This window comes from Pseudomonas sp. S2_A10, assembly GCF_054668465.1.
This window is the reverse complement of record NZ_CP162773.1, coordinates 3,899,179-3,915,197: the sequence shown is the minus strand read 5'-3', so window position 1 is coordinate 3,915,197 and position 16,019 is coordinate 3,899,179. Positions and strand designations below refer to the sequence as shown.

11 protein-coding genes are annotated in these 16,019 nt (G+C 61.8%); 7 read left to right on the top strand and 4 right to left on the bottom strand.

Annotated elements, in window-relative coordinates:
• Window positions 1-6 precede the first annotated feature (6 nt).
• Window positions 7-1,197, top strand: coding sequence for a benzoate/H(+) symporter BenE family transporter (locus AB4N41_RS17670; protein WP_252877769.1), 1,191 nt, complete (start codon window positions 7-9; stop codon window positions 1,195-1,197).
• A 243-nt stretch (window positions 1,198-1,440) separates the two neighbouring features.
• Here the strand turns inward: AB4N41_RS17670 and AB4N41_RS17665 are convergent, their stop codons facing one another.
• Complete coding sequence (locus tag AB4N41_RS17665) at window positions 1,441-1,785, bottom strand: YggL family protein (RefSeq protein ID WP_016773843.1); 345 nt, start codon at window positions 1,783-1,785, stop codon at window positions 1,441-1,443.
• 233 nt (window positions 1,786-2,018) lie between these two features.
• Between AB4N41_RS17665 and dacB the strand changes: the two genes are divergently transcribed.
• A complete protein-coding gene (gene dacB / locus AB4N41_RS17660) occupies window positions 2,019-3,479 on the top strand; it encodes a D-alanyl-D-alanine carboxypeptidase/D-alanyl-D-alanine endopeptidase (RefSeq protein ID WP_041479117.1) in 1,461 nt (486 codons plus the stop codon).
• Between the two features lie 159 nt (window positions 3,480-3,638).
• Here dacB and AB4N41_RS17655 read toward each other — a convergent pair whose 3' ends face one another.
• Entirely contained in the window at window positions 3,639-6,023 is a 2,385-nt protein-coding gene (locus AB4N41_RS17655) for a sensor domain-containing diguanylate cyclase (RefSeq protein WP_252877768.1), read from the bottom strand.
• A 144-nt stretch (window positions 6,024-6,167) separates the two neighbouring features.
• Window positions 6,168-8,438 carry a bifunctional 23S rRNA (guanine(2069)-N(7))-methyltransferase RlmK/23S rRNA (guanine(2445)-N(2))-methyltransferase RlmL gene (gene rlmKL, locus AB4N41_RS17650; protein WP_024012311.1) on the bottom strand — a complete coding sequence of 757 codons (2,271 nt, stop codon included), beginning with the start codon at window positions 8,436-8,438 and terminating at the stop codon, window positions 6,168-6,170.
• A gap of 530 nt (window positions 8,439-8,968) precedes the next feature.
• On the opposite strand from rlmKL, the gene rmf reads away from it, so the two are divergent.
• Complete coding sequence (gene rmf / locus AB4N41_RS17645) at window positions 8,969-9,184, top strand: ribosome modulation factor (RefSeq protein WP_003223300.1); 216 nt, start codon at window positions 8,969-8,971, stop codon at window positions 9,182-9,184.
• 300 nt (window positions 9,185-9,484) lie between these two features.
• Here rmf and AB4N41_RS17640 read toward each other — a convergent pair whose 3' ends face one another.
• Window positions 9,485-10,504 carry a quinone-dependent dihydroorotate dehydrogenase gene (locus AB4N41_RS17640; protein ID WP_252877767.1) on the bottom strand — a complete coding sequence of 340 codons (1,020 nt, stop codon included), beginning with the start codon at window positions 10,502-10,504 and terminating at the stop codon, window positions 9,485-9,487.
• Window positions 10,505-10,722: 218 nt separating this feature from the next.
• On the opposite strand from AB4N41_RS17640, the gene AB4N41_RS17635 reads away from it, so the two are divergent.
• The 4 genes from AB4N41_RS17635 (at window position 10,723) to AB4N41_RS17620 (ending at window position 15,846) form a co-directional block, all read left to right on the top strand.
• Window positions 10,723-11,934 carry a CmpA/NrtA family ABC transporter substrate-binding protein gene (locus AB4N41_RS17635; RefSeq protein WP_252877766.1) on the top strand — a complete coding sequence of 404 codons (1,212 nt, stop codon included), beginning with the start codon at window positions 10,723-10,725 and terminating at the stop codon, window positions 11,932-11,934.
• Between the two features lie 15 nt (window positions 11,935-11,949).
• The gene (locus AB4N41_RS17630) at window positions 11,950-12,525 is read left to right on the top strand and encodes an ANTAR domain-containing response regulator (protein WP_007916390.1); all 576 of its coding nucleotides are present in this window, start codon (window positions 11,950-11,952) and stop codon (window positions 12,523-12,525) included.
• 431 nt (window positions 12,526-12,956) lie between these two features.
• The gene (locus tag AB4N41_RS17625; protein WP_041479125.1) at window positions 12,957-14,168 is read left to right on the top strand and encodes a nitrate/nitrite transporter; all 1,212 of its coding nucleotides are present in this window, start codon (window positions 12,957-12,959) and stop codon (window positions 14,166-14,168) included.
• A gap of 7 nt (window positions 14,169-14,175) precedes the next feature.
• Window positions 14,176-15,846 (top strand): bifunctional protein-serine/threonine kinase/phosphatase, encoded by a 1,671-nt coding sequence (locus AB4N41_RS17620; protein WP_252877765.1) that lies wholly within the window; start codon window positions 14,176-14,178, stop codon window positions 15,844-15,846.
• The last annotated feature ends 173 nt before the right edge of the window (window positions 15,847-16,019 follow it).

The window sequence follows — 16,019 nt, the reverse complement described above, 5'->3', positions numbered from 1 at the left end:
GCCGTCATGACCGACGCCACCCACGCCCGCCTGCGCCCTCTGGCCGACACTTCGCCTTCCGCCATCGTCGCCGGTTTCATCGCGATGATGACCGGTTACACCAGTTCGCTGGTGCTGATGTTCCAGGCCGGGCAAGCGGCCGGCCTGAGCAGCGGGCAGATTTCCTCGTGGATCTGGGCGATTTCGATCGGCATGGCGGTGTGTTCGATTGGCCTGTCGCTGCGCTATCGCACACCGATCACCATCGCCTGGTCGACACCCGGCGCAGCGTTGCTGATCACCAGCCTGGGCGGAGTCAGTTACGGCGAGGCGATCGGCGCCTACATCACGTGTGCGGTACTGGTGACGATCTGCGGCCTGACCGGCAGCTTCGAACGGCTGGTGAAAAAGATCCCGGCCTCTTTGGCGGCAGCCCTGCTGGCAGGGATTCTGTTCAAGATCGGCAGCGAAATCTTCGTCGCCGCGCAACACCGTACCGGTCTGGTGTTGGGGATGTTCTTCACTTATCTGCTGGTCAAGCGCCTGTCGCCGCGCTATGCGGTGCTCGCGGCGCTGCTGATCGGCACCGCGCTGTCGGGCTTCATGGGGCTGCTGGATTTCAACGGCTTTCATCTGGAAGTGGCCACCCCGGTCTGGACCACGCCGCACTTCTCCCTGGCCGCAACCATCAGCATCGGCATTCCGCTGTTCGTGGTGGCGATGACCTCGCAGAACATGCCCGGCATCGCCGTGCTGCGCGCCGATGGCTATAACGTCCCGGCCTCGCCACTGATCACCACCACCGGCATTGCCTCCCTGTTGCTGGCGCCGTTCGGCTCACACGGTATTAACCTCGCGGCGATCAGCGCGGCGATCTGCACCGGTCCGCATGCCCATGAAGATCGCAACAAGCGTTACACCGCAGCGGTGTGGTGCGGGGTGTTCTACGGGATTGCCGGGGTGTTCGGTGCCACGTTGGCGGCGTTGTTTGCCGCGTTGCCGAAAGAACTGGTGCTGTCGATTGCGGCGCTGGCGCTGTTCGGCTCGATCATCAATGGCTTGAGCATTGCCATGAGCGAGGTGAAGGAACGGGAAGCGGCGTTGATCACGTTTATGGTCACGGCGTCGGGGTTGACGCTGTTTTCCATTGGTTCGGCGTTCTGGGGGATTGTGGCGGGGGTTTTGACGCTGGTGATTTTGAATTGGCGCAGAGCTTAAGATCAAAAGCCCCTCACCCTAACCCTCTCCCAAAGGGAGAGGGGACTGACCAAGGTGCTCGGAAGATATACGCCGACGAGGGATATCAAGTCGAACTCACATCCCGAAAAGCCCACAGATCGGCTCCCTCTCCCTCGGGAGAGGGCTGGGGTGAGGGGCGAGTCCACCATCAAATCCAAGCCGTATCACCTAAACACCAGACGAAAAAAAACGGCGACCCTCAGGTCGCCGTTTTTTTCAGTATCACTTAGCCGCGTTGATCGGCTTTTCCGGATACCACACATCCAGCAGCGGGCTGACTTCGTACTTGGTCAGCTCGGAGCGGTTTTTCAGCCAGGCTTCAACGGCAGCGCGCTGCTCTTCGTTGACCGAGCCACGCTTCTGCAGGCACACCAGACCGAAGTCGTCGCCGCCAACATAACCCAGACCGTTGGCTTCCATGGCTTCTTTGATGAATGCTTCGAGGAAAGCGTCAATGGCTTCTTCGGACAAGTCTTCTTTGAAGTCCAGGTTCAGTTCGAAACCCAGCTCTTGAAATTCATCTACGCACAGTTTTTTGCGCAGACGCTGGGAACGGTTAGTCGCCATTGGAACAATCCTCTTAAGTAATAACGGCCGGCACTTTACCAGTTTAAGCCAGCGATTGCCCGACTCTCTGGTCGCTGCGGCCGACCGCCTGTAAAAAATAACCACTTGGCCGGCCCCGACACGGCACAAGCTGTTACAGCTTGGGGCATAATGCCGACACTTTCATGACCACTGAGGGCCTTTTCATCCATGTCCTCGTCTTTTTTCCCCTCTTTTGCAGGGTTTTATTGCATATGATCAAATCGTTGCGTCCACTGTTTCTCGCCGGCCTTCTTCTGCCTCTGGCCCTGCCTGTCTCCGCTGCCACCATCAACACTTCCCTCACCCCGAACGTCGAAAAAGCCCTGAAGGCCAGCAAGCTGCAGCCCACTGCGCTGTCGCTGGTGATGGTGCCGCTCGACGGTCCGGGCACGCCGACGGTGTTCAACGCCGACGTCTCGGTCAATCCGGCCTCGACGATGAAACTGGTCACCACCTACGCGGCGCTGGAAATGCTCGGGCCCAACCATCAGTGGAAAACCGAGTTCTACACCGATGGCACCCTGAGCGGCGGCATTCTCAACGGCAACCTCTACCTCAAGGGCGGCGGTGACCCGAAGCTGAACATGGAAAAACTCTGGCTGTTGATGCGCGACCTGCGCGCCAACGGCGTCACGCAGATTACCGGCGACCTGATCCTCGACCGCAACTTCTTCGTGCAGCCGCAATTGCCGGAATTCAACGATGACGGCAACGACGACAACAAGCCGTTCCTGGTCAAGCCCGACTCGCTGCTGGTCAACCTCAAGGCCCTGCGCTTCGTCGCACGTAATGACGGTGGCCGCGTGTTGATTTCCGTGGAGCCGCCGATCGCGAACATCCGCATCGAAAACACCGTCAAAGCCCTGCCGTCCAAGCAATGCACCGGCGGCGTTCGCTACAACCCGGTGCCGCAGGCCGATGGCAGCGTGACCGTGACCGTTGGCGGCCAGTTGGGCGAAGGCTGCAGCTCGCAGACTTATCTGTCGCTGCTCGACCACGCGACCTACACCGCCGGCGCCGTGCGGGCGATCTGGAAGGAACTGGGTGGCAGCATTCAGGGCAAGGATCGTCTGGCGCCGACGCCGAGCAGCGCCAAACTGCTTGCCCGTGCGTACTCGCCGGATCTGGCCGAGATCATCCGCGACATCAACAAATACAGTAACAACACCATGGCCCAGCAGCTGTTCCTCAGCCTTGGCCAGCGTTTCCGCAACGATGCCGACGGTGACGACGCCCGGGCAGCGCAGCGCGTGGTACGTCAGTGGCTGGCGAAGAAAGGCATCACCGCGCCGCATCTGGTGATGGAGAATGGTTCTGGTCTGTCGCGGGCCGAGCGGGTCAGTGCGCGGGAAATGGCCAACATGCTGCAGGCCGCCTGGCACAGCCCGTACGCCGCCGAGTACATCAGCTCGCTGCCGATTGCCGGCACCGACGGCACCATGCGCAAACGTCTGAAAACCACGGCGATGCGCGGCGAAGCCCACGTCAAGACCGGTACCCTGAACACCGTGCGCGCGATTGCCGGTTTCAGCCGAGATGTGAATGGCAATACCTGGGCGGTGGTAGCGATCCTCAACGACAAGGCCCCGTTCGGCGCCTCGTCGGTGCTCGATCAGGTGCTGCTGGATCTGTACAAACAGCCGAAACTGCCGCAGACCGCTTCGGTGCTGTAAGCGCAGCAGGTGCAATTGTGGGAGCGAGCCTGCTCGCGAAGGCGTCGGTTCAGTAAGCATGTTCAGTGACTGTCACACCGCTTTCGCGAGCAGGCTCGCTCCCACAGAAAATCAGCGCCAGGTCCCCTCTGCCCCACAGGGTCAGGTGTCAGGTTCGAATCAGCACATCTCCCGCTCAACCCGATCCCGGCCATTCTGCTTCGCTGCATAAACCCCTGAGTCAGCGCGCAGCAACAGCGCATCCGCGCCCTCCCCCGGGCGCCAACTGGCGATGCCGAAACTGGCGGTGACTACGCCGACCACGTCCACCGGCGCGCCGCGCAAACCTTCCCACAATTCCCTCGCCAGCATGTAGGCGTGTTCGCCGTCGATGTCCGGGCACAGCACCATGAACTCTTCGCCGCCCAGACGGCAGAACACGTCGGTGCGGCGCAAGCGATGGCCGATCCGCTCGCAAACTGCTTGCAGCACGCGGTCGCCGACGGCATGGCCGAACTGATCGTTGATGCGTTTGAAGTGGTCGATGTCGAGCATGATCACCGACAACTCACCGCCGCCACGCTCGACCCGGGCCATTTCGGTGGTCAGGCGTTCCTGGAAATAGCGGCGGTTGTGTATGCCGGTCAGCGAATCGGTGATCGACAACGCGCGCAATTCTTCTTCCACGCGCTTGAGATCGGAGATATCCGAGATATAACCGTGCCACAGCACCCCGCCGCCCGGCAGTTCTTCAGGCGTCGCCTCGCCGCGCACCCAGCGCAGGCCGCGCTCGGGCAGTTGCACGCGGTATTCCTCGCGCCACGGGCTGAGATTTTCCGCCGATTCGCGGATTGATGAGCGCACGCGAATCGCGTCCTGCGGGTGAATGCGGCTGAAAATCGCCTCGGAGTCGAGCAGCAGCACATCCGGCTCCAACTCGTAGATTTCGCGGATGCCATCGCTGGCGTAGATCACGCTGAAGCGTCCGTCGAATTCCATTTTGAATTGGTAGATGCCACCGGGAACATGGGCGCTGAGCTTCTTCAGCAACGTGTCGCGTGCTGCCAGCACTTCGTGCACGCGTTTGCGCTCGGTGATGTCGATGCAGATCGCCAGATGACCGACCCACAGGCCTTGCTCGTCAAGCACCGGGGTGGCGAGCATGTTCACCGGCAGATGACTGCCATCGCTGCGTACCAGGGTCCATTCGCGTGCTTCATGACCGCCGACTTCGCCGCCCTCGACCAGCATCGCGTGGCAGGTCGGAATGCTTTTGCCGTAGCGCGCGCTCAGCTCCGCCGAACGCGCCGCCAGCTCCCGGGGTAAATGCAGGTTCTCCAGGGTCATGCGCCCGACCACTTCGGCGCTGCTGTAGCCGAGCATCTGTTCAGCGCCGGGGTTGAAGGTGTTGATCACGCCGCGCAGGTCGGTGGCGATGATCGCGACCTGGGTGGCGGCATTCAGCACGCCGCGCAACTGACCGTGGGTGCCGCGCAGTTCCTGCTCGCGCTCGTGCAATTCCTGGGTGCGCACCTCGACCAGACGCACCGCGCGCTGACGCTGGCTGACCAGCACGTACAACAAGGCGCTGAGCAATGCGCTGAGCAAGCCGCCCAGAATGATCACGCTGCCCACCGACGAATGGTTGGCCTGCATGAACGCTTCGCTCGGCAGGATATCGACCTGATAGTCGTGGTCGGCCATGCGCAGCAAGCGTGTCGCCGCCAGATCGCCGGGCACCGCCTCGTTGCTCGATTCGAACAGCGCCTCGTGCTGATCCTGGGTCGACAGGTCGAGAATGCGCACCGACAGGTAATCGTGCAGGGCATCGGGCAAACCGTCGGCGAGCAACTGGCGCATGCTGATCACCGCCATCACATAGCCGAACGGCTGCGACTCTCCAGCGCGACTGACCGGCGCCAGTAGCAACACCCCACGCGCGTAGGACGGCTCAATCCCGACCAGGTGCATCGGTTGCGACACCGCCATGCTGCCGAGCTGGTCGGCGCGTTGCAGGGTTTCGCGGCGCAAGGGTTGGGCGAGCAAGTCATAACCCAGTGGTGGCGCCAATCGGCTTTGGGTCTGGGTGTACAGCACCGGCACATATGCGTCGCGCGCTGCCGCCAGTTGCAGCTCGCCATTGGCGTCGAGCTCGCGAATGGTGAAGTTGCTCAGGCCTTCGTCACGCACCTGCTGTTCGAACGCGGCGCGTTCGGCACCACTGACTCTCGGGGCATAGGTATAGGCTTGGGTGCGCAGCAATAAAGGGCGGGAGTAGCCGTCGAATTCGGCGCGGGACACCGATTCGGAGTTGGCGAAGAACCGGCGCAGACTATCGAGACGTTGCTCCTGGTCCTGAAAACGTTCGGCGATACGGCTGTAGCGTTCGTTGGCCAGCAGTTGAAAGCGCTGACGCGATTGTTGCTGAAACTGGTTGAAGGTGCCCCACGCGAGCAGCCCGGTGAGAATCCCGCCGGCAAGCAACACCAGCAAAGCGACCAGCCAGGCTGAGACGTCTTCACTGATGAAACCGAGGATTTTCGGGCGCACGGGGTGCAACGGCATAAGCACGACTCACTCCGCCAGATTCACGGGAAAACCCCATTGGCGGTGTGTGAGTTATAGCTATTAGCCACTAATTTAGCCAGCACCGCTGGATCCACCGAGCCGTTAAAAATCAAGGCTCTGTGGATCCAACCAGTGAAAGCGTCAACGAGCCGTGATTTTCCAGGCGCGGTGGATCTTGGTATTGCGGGCGAAATCCGGATCAATGGTCTGCGCACTGATTTCCTCGACCGCATAACGCTCGGCGAGGTTTTCCTCCAACTGGAACTTGCGGAAGTTGTTGGAGAAATACAGCACGCCACCCGGTGCCAGCCGCGCCATCGCCAAGTCGATCAACTGCACCTGATCGCGCTGTACGTCGAAGATGCCTTCCATGCGCTTGGAGTTGGAGAACGTCGGCGGGTCGATGAAGATCAGGTCGTATTCGTCACGGCTGCTTTCCAGCCACGCCATCACATCACCCTGCTCCAGACGATTCTTGTCCGAGAAACCGTTCAACGACAGGTTGCGCCGCGCCCAGTCCAGATAGGTTTTCGACAGGTCGACGCTGGTGGTGCTGCGCGCGCCGCCCTTGGCCGCGTGCACGCTGGCGGTCGCGGTGTAGCAAAACAGATTGAGGAAGCGTTTGCCGGCCGCCTCTTTCTGAATGCGCATGCGCATCGGCCGGTGATCGAGGAACAGGCCGGTGTCGAGGTAATCGGTGAGGTTGACCAGCAGCTTCACGCCACCTTCATTGACTTCGACGAACTTGCCCTGCGCAGCCTGACGCTCGTACTGCTTGGTGCCGCTCTGCCGCTCGCGGCGCTTGACCACCACGCGGTTCTTGTCGACGTTCAACGCCTGCGGAATGGCCGCCAGCGCATCGAACATGCGCGCCGAGGCTTTTTCCGGGTCGATGGATTTCGGCGCGGCGTATTCCTGAACGTGCACCCAGTCGTGGTACAGGTCGATGGCCATCGCGTATTCCGGCATGTCGGCATCGTAAACGCGGTAGCAATCGATGCCTTCGCGCTTGACCCACTTGCCCATTGCCTTGAGATTTTTCTGCAAGCGATTGGCAAACATCTGCCCGCCTTCGCTCAGGCGCGGCTGTTCGATCACTGGCGCCGGGGCCGGCGTCGGCTTGATCGGGTTGCCGTTCTTGTTGAACTTGCGCTCTTGCGGCTCGTCCGGGGTCTGATCGTACGCCGCTTGCTCGCGCTCGGCCTGACGCTGTTCCGGGGTGCGACGTTCGCCAGTGACGAACTGATCGGGCAGGACCTTGATCAGCAGCAGCTTGCACGGCAGCGCGCCGTTCCAGAACGAATACTGTTTGTGACTGCGGATACCCATGCGCTTGCCCAGATCCGGGGCGCCGGTGAACACCGCCGCTTCCCAGTTCAAGCAGGCCTGACGCAGACGCTCGCCGAGGTTCTGATAGAGATACAGCAGGCTGGCTTCGTCACCGAGACGCTCGCCGTACGGCGGGTTGCAGATCACCAGACCTTTCTGGTTCTGGTCCGGGCGCGGCTCGAAGGTCGCCACTTCGCCCTGGTAAATCTTGATCCACTCGCTGAGGCCGGCGCGCTCAACGTTATTGCGGCCTGGCTGAATCAGTCGTGGGTCGGCTTCATAACCACGAATCCACAGCGGCGGTTTGGCCAGACCGGCAGCGGCACGCTCGACGGCTTCTTCGTGGAGTTTTTTCCACAGTGCCGGCACGTGACCGAGCCACGCGGTAAAACCCCACTGCTCGCGACGCAGGTTCGGCGCCATGTCGGCGGCGATCATCCCGGCTTCGACGAGGAACGTACCGACACCGCACATCGGGTCAGCCAGCGCGCCGCCTTCGGCAGCAATACGCGGCCAGCCGGAACGGATGAGGATGGCGGCGGCGAGGTTTTCCTTCAGCGGCGCCGCGCCCTGCTGCAAGCGATAGCCGCGCTGGTGCAGGCTGTGGCCGGACAGGTCGAGGGAGAGAATCGCTTCGCCGCGATCCAGACGCAGGTGAATGCGCAGGTCCGGGTTGAGTTTGTCGATGGATGGACGATCGCCCTGTGGCGTGCGCAGTTTGTCGACGATGGCGTCTTTGACTTTCAGCGCGCCGAAGTGGGTGTTGTCGATGCCCGAGCCGTGGCCGCTGAATTCGACGGCCAGGGTGCCGTCGCTGAGCATGTGATCCTGCCAGTCGATGTCGAGCACGCCGTGGTAGAGGTCTTCGGCGTCCTTCATCGGGAAACGCTTGAGCACCAGCAACACACGGTTGGCCAGACGCGACCAGAGGCACAGGCGATAAGCGGTTTCCATGGTCGCCATGCCACGCACGGCGGAGGTGTGCTCGCGCGCTTCTTCAAGGCCAAGCCCGACGGCTTCCTCGATGAGCAGGCCTTCAAGGCCTTTGGGGCAAGTGAGGAAGAGTTCGAAACGATCGGACATGGTAATTCCAGAGCCTTTGGCTAGTGGGCCGGCAACGCATTGCCGACCCGGTTTTCAATCAGGCGCTTTTCTGAAAGAGCGCCCGCGTGGCACGAAGGTGTGCCGTTCCATCCCCGCTGCTCGGGTTAAAAGAGCTTAGATGCCGGGACAGATAAAAAAGTTGGTGAAACAAAAAGACTGAAAGCGACCCTTCGTCGAATATTACCCAAGCGCAAACGTGGGTCATTCTCACTAAAGGATTAACCCCCTGAGCCAGCGGGGCGCCGATCATACCGGGGTTTGCGCAATGAACGTTGAATAAATACGCGGTTACTTATTGCCATAGCATCCTTTACGTTACGTGCTTATGACAAAACGATCATTCCCTCGGTGTGACTCATTGGTTAGAACTGAACACAGGTTGACGTCGCAACGGCGTCAACACCTTGGCTCGCCACGCCGGCAGCGAGCCGCACGATGGCAGGTTTTTTCTGCCAGACCTCAATTGAGGTCAACGCGACACTACAGTCAACAAGTGAGGGAAACACCCTATGAGAAGACTTAAGCGTGATCCGTTGGAAAGAGCATTTTTGCGCGGATATCAATATGGCGTTGGTGGCAAATCCCGTGAGCTTTGCCCATTTACTCTACCGTCGGTACGTCAAGCCTGGATCAACGGCTGGCGAGAAGGACGCGGCGACAACTGGGACGGTATGACCGGCACTGCGGGAATCCACAGACTCAACGAACTTCACGCCGTCGGCTGACACAGGGCATTTATTCCGACACGACAATCTGAATTTGCATTGAATTAACCACGCACGTCCTTCCCGGACGGCGGGCTACGGCCCAGGGGCTCCTTCGAGGAGCCCTTTTTTATGCCTGCAAAAAGGGTTAACCGGGATCCACGTGGCGAGGGGATTTATCCCCGCTCGGCTGCGCAGCAGTCGCGAAGTCCGAATTTCAATTTACCTGGCGTATCAATGTGCAAGGCTTTGGGGCTGCTGAGCAGCCCAGCGGGGATAAATCCCCTCGCCACAAAGGCTCCGACAAGTCCTCGGCAATCCTCAGCGCAACGCGGCGATGGCGTCTACCGATTCACGAATCAGCGCCGGGCCTTTGTAGATGAAGCCCGAATAGATCTGCACCAGGCTTGCACCGGCCGTGATCTTCTCCGCCGCGTGCTTGCCTTCGGTAATCCCGCCCGCAGCAATGATCGGCAAACGCCCGGCCAATTCGCCCGCCAGCACTTTCACGGTATGGGTGCTCTTTTCACGCACCGGCGCACCCGACAGACCGCCCGCCTCGTCGCCATGCTCCATGCCTTCGACGCCGACACGGCTCAAAGTCGTATTGGTGGCGATCACCGCATCCATGCCGGTTTCGATCAACGCCTGGGCAACCTGCGCAGTTTCTTCGTCGGTCATGTCCGGCGCGATCTTGATCGCCAGCGGCACATGCTTGCCGTGACGCAGGGCCAGTTCGGCGCGGCGCGTGGCCAGGTCCGCGAGCAATTGTTTGAGCGAGTCGCCGAACTGCAGGCTGCGCAGGCCCGGGGTATTCGGCGAGCTGACGTTGACCGTGATGTAACTGGCGTGGGCGTAGACCTTGTCCAGGCAGATCAGGTAATCATCCACCGCGCGCTCGACCGGGGTATCGAAGTTCTTGCCGATGTTGATGCCCAGCACGCCTGTGTATTTCGCCGCAGCGACCCGCGCCAGCAGGTTATCCACGCCAAGGTTGTTGAAGCCCATGCGGTTGATGATCGCCTCGGCTTCCGGCAGGCGGAAGATCCGTGGTTTCGGGTTACCCGGCTGCGGACGCGGGGTCACGGTGCCGATTTCGACAAAGCCGAAACCCAGTTGCGCAAAGCCGTCGATGGCCGCGCCGTTCTTGTCCAGACCTGCCGCCAGCCCCACCGGGTTCGGGAACTCCAGCCCCATGACGGTCACCGGCATTTTCGCCGGCGCCTTGCACAGCAAGCCGTTGAGACCCAAACGTCCACCCGCGCCGATCAGATCCAGCGACAGATCGTGGGAGGTTTCCGGGGAAAGTTTGAACAACAGCTGACGGGCCAGGGTGTACATGGGCGGCGATGACTCGGGCGGCGAAAAGAGGCGGCGATTATAGCCGGGCATCGTCCCCCGGCGCGAGGCGCCTGCGCGAATCAGGCGACTGGCATATGCCTTGCACCACCCCGCTCATCAGTCTGCCGACCAATGACGGCGCGCAGGCCAGGACAATGGCGTCGTCCCCGGGTTTTGCCTGCGCAGAATCCGGGACGACGTTTTTTTTGAGGTAGCGTATGAACGAAACGTCCTTGGGGCCTTTGGCCTGGGTCAATGGCAGCGATGCGCCGGAGAAGAGCGCGATCAATCTCGGCTTCATGGCGCTGAGCGACTGCGCCTCGGTGGTGGTCGCCGCCACCCAGGGCTTCGCCCAGCCCTACGGCCTGACGCTGAACCTCAAACGTCAGGCCTCATGGGCCAACCTGCGCGACAAACTGGTCAGCGGCGAACTGGATGCCGCGCACAGCCTGTACGGGCTGATTTATGCGGTGCACCTGGGCATCGGCGGCGTCGCCCCGACCGACATGGCAGTGCTGATGGGCCTGAACCAGAATGGCCAGAGCCTGAACCTGTCCCATGGTTTGCAACAGGCTGGCGTGAACAGTCCTGAAGCGCTCGATCAGCATGTGCACCAAAGCCGCGCAAAACTGACCTTCGCCCAGACCTTCCCCACCGGCACCCATGCGATGTGGCTTTATTACTGGCTGGCGAGCCAGGGCATTCATCCGTTGCAGGACGTCGACAGCGTGGTGGTGCCGCCGCCGCAAATGGTTGCGCACCTGCAAGCCGGGCGCATCGACGGCTTTTGCGTCGGCGAACCGTGGGCGGCCAGCGCCGTCCAGCAGAATCTCGGTTTCACCCTGGCGACCAGCCAGAGCATCTGGCCCGACCACCCGGAAAAAGTCCTCGGCTGCACCCGCGAATTTGTCGAGCAATACCCCAACACCGCGCGGGCGCTGGTCATGGCCATTCTTGAGGCCAGCCGCTTCATCGAAGAAAGCCCGGAAAACCGCCGCAGTACCGCGCAATTGCTCAGCGCCACCGAATACCTCGACACCCCCGCCCCGTGCATCGAGCCGCGTTTCATGGGGGATTACGCCGATGGCCTCGGCAATCGCTGGCAGGACCCGCATGCGCTGCGTTTTCACGGCGGTGGCGAGGTCAATCTGCCGTACCTTTCCGACGGCATGTGGTTCATGACCCAGTTCCGTCGCTGGGGTCTGTTGCGCGAGGATCCGGATTATCTGGCCGTCGCCCGTCAGGTTCAGCGTCTGGATCTGTACCGCGAGGCAGCGAGCGCGGTCGGCGTTGCGACTTCGTACGCAGACCTGCGCAGCAGCCAGTTGCTCGACGGCAAGGTCTGGGACGGCAGCGACCCGGCGGGCTATGCGCGCAGTTTCAAGCTGCATTCCCTGAGCGACACCGCCCCCCTTCTCGCCCAGCGCTGACAGGAGACCGCGAACATGTTGCGCATTCTGCTGATCAACGACACCGCGAAAAAAGTCGGACGCCTGAAAGCGGCGCTGACCGAGGCCGGCTTCGAGGTAATCGACGAGTCCGGCCTGACCATCGACCTGCCGGCGCGCGTCGAAACGGTGCGCCCGGACGTGATCCTGATCGATACCGAGTCACCGAGCCGCGATGTCATGGAGCAAGTGGTACTGGTCAGCCGCGACCAGCCCCGGCCGATCGTGATGTTTACCGATGAACACGACCCGGGGGTGATGCGTCAGGCGATCAAGTCCGGGGTCAGTGCCTACATCGTCGAAGGCATTCACGCACAACGGTTGCAGCCGATTCTCGACGTGGCGATGGCGCGCTTCGAGAGTGACCAGGCCTTGCGCGCGCAATTGCAGGCCCGTGACCAGCAACTGGCCGAGCGCAAGCGCATTGAACTGGCCAAGGGTTTGCTGATGAAGATGAAGGACTGCAACGAGGAAGAGGCCTATACGCTGATGCGCCGCCAGGCGATGAGCCGCCAGCAGAAGCTGATTCAGGTGGCGGAGCAGATCATTGCCATGAGCGAGTTGCTGGGCTGAAGTTTTCGCTGCAAATCAAGAGCCCCTCACCCTAGCCCTCTCCCGGAGGGAGAGGGGACCGACCGCGTTGTCTGGCGCTGTCCGCCGACCTGAACGACCGAGTCGATTATGGATTCACTCGAAATCGTTCAGATCGGCAAATGATTCGGCCATCCCCCGCTCGGTTCCCTCTCCCTCTGGGAGAGGGCTAGGGTGAGGGGCTTTTGCTTTTCAGCTGTTGGCACAAATCTCGCTAAGTAAACCGCACAGGTAACCAACGGCGGTTGCCCCACCTACGACAAAGACGTCGCTCACCCCGTTCGCCCCTCGGCGAATCAGGTAGCGGCGTTTTTGCGTTTTGGCCCCACAGAACGGGGCCGGTGGTGCGGCCGTGAGGCGCTCCACCTGCTGTGCATGACTCCTTTCGAGACTCTTTTCAGCCGAGGTGCGCGATGAATTCAAGCTTCTGGAAATCCGGCCATACCCCGACCCTGTTCGCGGCCTTCCTGTATTTCGACCTGAGCTTCATGGTCTGGTACCTGCTCGGCCCGCTGGCGGTGCAGATTGCCGCCGACCTGCACCTGACCACCCAGCAACGCGGCCTTGTCGTCGCCACGCCGATTCTGGCCGGCGCGGTGTTGCGCTTCGCCATGGGCATGCTCGCTGATCGCTTGTCGCCGAAGACCGCCGGACTGATCGGCCAGGTCATCGTCATCTGCGCGCTGTTCGGTGCGTGGAAACTCGGCATCCACAGTTATGAACAGGCGCTGATCCTCGGCCTGTTCCTCGGCATGGCCGGCGCGTCGTTCGCCGTGGCCCTGCCGCTGGCCTCGCAATGGTATCCGCCAGAGCACCAAGGCAAAGCCATGGGCATCGCCGGTGCGGGCAACTCCGGCACCGTGTTCGCCGCGCTGCTGGCGCCAGTGATTGCCGCCGCGTTCGGCTGGAGCAATGTCTTCGGGTTTGCCCTGATCCCGCTGGTCCTGACTTTGGTGCTATTCGCCTGGTTGGCAAAAAACGCTCCTCAGCGGCCAAAACCGAAAGCCATGGCCGATTACTTCAAGGCCCTCGGTGATCGCGACAGCTGGTGGTTCATGTTTTTCTACAGCGTCACCTTCGGCGGCTTCATCGGCCTGGCCAGCGCCCTGCCCGGTTACTTCAATGATCAATACGGTCTGAGCCCGGTGACCGCCGGCTACTACACCGCTGCCTGCGTGTTCGGCGGCAGCCTGATGCGGCCATTGGGTGGCGCGCTGGCCGACCGCTTCGGCGGCATTCGTACCTTGCTGGCGATGTACACCGTCGCTGCCATCTGCATCGCAGCGGTGGGCTTCAATCTGCCAAGTTCTTACGCGGCGCTGGCGCTTTTCGTCTGCACCATGCTCGGCTTGGGCGCCGGCAACGGTGCGGTTTTCCAATTGGTGCCGCAGCGTTTTCGTCTGGAGATCGGCGTGATGACCGGGCTGATCGGCATGGCCGGCGGTATCGGCGGCTTCGCCCTCGCCGCCGGTATGGGCGCGATCAAGCAAAGCACCGGCAGCTATCAACTGGCGCTGTGGTTGTTCGCCAGCCTCGGCGTGCTGGCATGGTTTGGCCTGCACGGCGTCAAGCGTCGCTGGAGAACCACCTGGGGCTCGGCGGCGGTGACAGCGGCGCGGGTCTGAGGCCTCAATGGCCCTGCAGCTGAGTTTCGCCGAAGCCAGCGCCACCGGCCCGCGCGCGGAGAATCAGGACGCCCTGCGTTCAGTGACACCGGCGCCGGCACTGGCGGTGAGCAAGGGTTATCTTTTCGCCATCGCCGACGGCGTCAGCCAGTGCGCCGATGGCGGCCTCGCCGCGCGTTCGACCTTGCAGGCCCTGGCGCTGGACTACTTTGCCACGCCGGAAACCTGGAGCGTGGCCCAGGCGCTGGATCGCCTGCTGCTCGCGCAAAATCGCTGGCTGCAGGCCAACGGCGGCGGGCAACCGCTGCTGACCACGGTCAGCGCGCTGGTGATGCGTGGTCGACGCTTCACCCTCGCCCATGTCGGCGATTGCCGGGTCTATCGCTGGCACACCGAGCGCTTGCAGCGCATCAGCGAGGATCACGTCTGGGAGCAACCGGGCATGCAACACGTGCTCAAACGTGCGCTCGGGCTCGATCAGCATCTGGTCCTGGATTTCCTCGACGGCGAACTGCGAGAGGGCGAAAGCTTCGTGCTGCTCAGCGACGGCGTCTGGTCGACCTTGGGCGATACCGCGATCGCGGCGATTCTGCGTGATCAAGCGGATCTGCACAGCGCGGCGCAAACCTTGGTCAACGCCGCGCATCTGGCCGGCAGTCAGGACAACGCCAGTGCCCTGCTGGTGCGCGTCGATGCGCTGGGCGAAGCGAGCATCGGCGATGCGCTGGTGCAATTGCAGCAATGGCCACTGCCGCCAACGCTGAAACCCGGGCAAGCGTTTGAAGGCTGGCAGGTGCAAGGCATCATCGGCCAGAGCCAGCAATCATTGCTGTATCGCGTGCTCGATAGCCAGGGCCAGCCTTGGCTGCTGAAGACCTTGCCGACGCGGCTGGCCGACCATCCGCAAGCCGGGCAGGCGCTGCTGTCGGAAGAATGGTTCCTCAAGCGCGTGGCCGGCCGGCATTTTCCGCAAATCCATGCCTGCACTCAGCGTCAGCATTTGTATTACGTCATGCGCGAATATGCCGGGACGACGCTGGCCGACGTGTTTCAACATAGCGGCCCGTTGCCTTTGGCGCAGTGGCAGGACATCGCCGAACGGCTATTGCGCGCGGTCGGGCTGATGCATCGGCGGCAGATTCTGCATCGCGACATCAAACCGGAAAACCTGTTGCTGGGGGATGATGGCGAGCTGCGCCTGCTGGATTTCGGCCTGGCTTATTGCCCGGGACTGTCCGAGGACGCGCCGTCGACCCTGCCAGGAACGCCTAGTTTCATCGCCCCGGAAGCGTTTCGCGGCGAACCACCGAGTGCACAACAGGATTTGTATTCTGTCGGTGTCACTCTCTATTACCTGCTCACCGGGCATTTTCCCTATGGCGAAATCGAAGCGTTCCAGCGGCCCCGATTTGGCGTACCGGTGAATGCCAGTCGCTATCGCCCGGACCTGCCGGACTGGCTGGCGCAAAGTCTGGAACGCGGCGTCGCCGCCGATCCGCAGCAACGCTTCGAAACCGCTGAAGAGTGGCTGCTGGTGCTGGAGCAGGGTGAGCGGCAAAGTTTGAGTGTGCGGCCCCGGCCTTTACTCGAGCGGGAGCCGTTGAAGGTCTGGCGGACCATGGCGTTGATGGCGTTGCTCGGGAATGTAGTGCTGCTGGTTTTGTTGTTTCATGGCTGAGATTGAGTTGCGCCATTCGCGAGCAGGCTCGCTCCCACAGGGGATTGGTGTCGTTCGCAGACACCTTGTGGGAGCGAGCCTGCTCGCGAAGGCATTCGGCTTCACACCGCATAACCCCAAGAATTAACGCGCCACGAACGAGCAACACGCCTCGATTCGGTGCAAAAAAATCT

What these genes read in the sequence shown, in the direction of transcription:
- AB4N41_RS17625 (WP_041479125.1), top strand. Translation starts at nt 12,957, where the DNA reads ATGAATTCAAGCTTCTGGAAATCCGGCCATACCCCGACCCTGTTCGCG.
- AB4N41_RS17620 (WP_252877765.1), top strand. Translation starts at nt 14,176, where the DNA reads ATGGCCCTGCAGCTGAGTTTCGCCGAAGCCAGCGCCACCGGCCCGCGC.
- AB4N41_RS17630 (WP_007916390.1), top strand. Translation starts at nt 11,950, where the DNA reads ATGTTGCGCATTCTGCTGATCAACGACACCGCGAAAAAAGTCGGACGC.
- dacB (WP_041479117.1), top strand. Translation starts at nt 2,019, where the DNA reads ATGATCAAATCGTTGCGTCCACTGTTTCTCGCCGGCCTTCTTCTGCCT.
- AB4N41_RS17640 (WP_252877767.1), bottom strand. Translation starts at nt 10,504, where the DNA reads ATGTACACCCTGGCCCGTCAGCTGTTGTTCAAACTTTCCCCGGAAACC.
- AB4N41_RS17655 (WP_252877768.1), bottom strand. Translation starts at nt 6,023, where the DNA reads ATGCCGTTGCACCCCGTGCGCCCGAAAATCCTCGGTTTCATCAGTGAA.
- AB4N41_RS17635 (WP_252877766.1), top strand. Translation starts at nt 10,723, where the DNA reads ATGAACGAAACGTCCTTGGGGCCTTTGGCCTGGGTCAATGGCAGCGAT.
- AB4N41_RS17665 (WP_016773843.1), bottom strand. Translation starts at nt 1,785, where the DNA reads ATGGCGACTAACCGTTCCCAGCGTCTGCGCAAAAAACTGTGCGTAGAT.
- AB4N41_RS17670 (WP_252877769.1), top strand. Translation starts at nt 7, where the DNA reads ATGACCGACGCCACCCACGCCCGCCTGCGCCCTCTGGCCGACACTTCG.
- rlmKL (WP_024012311.1), bottom strand. Translation starts at nt 8,438, where the DNA reads ATGTCCGATCGTTTCGAACTCTTCCTCACTTGCCCCAAAGGCCTTGAA.
- rmf (WP_003223300.1), top strand. Translation starts at nt 8,969, where the DNA reads ATGAGAAGACTTAAGCGTGATCCGTTGGAAAGAGCATTTTTGCGCGGA.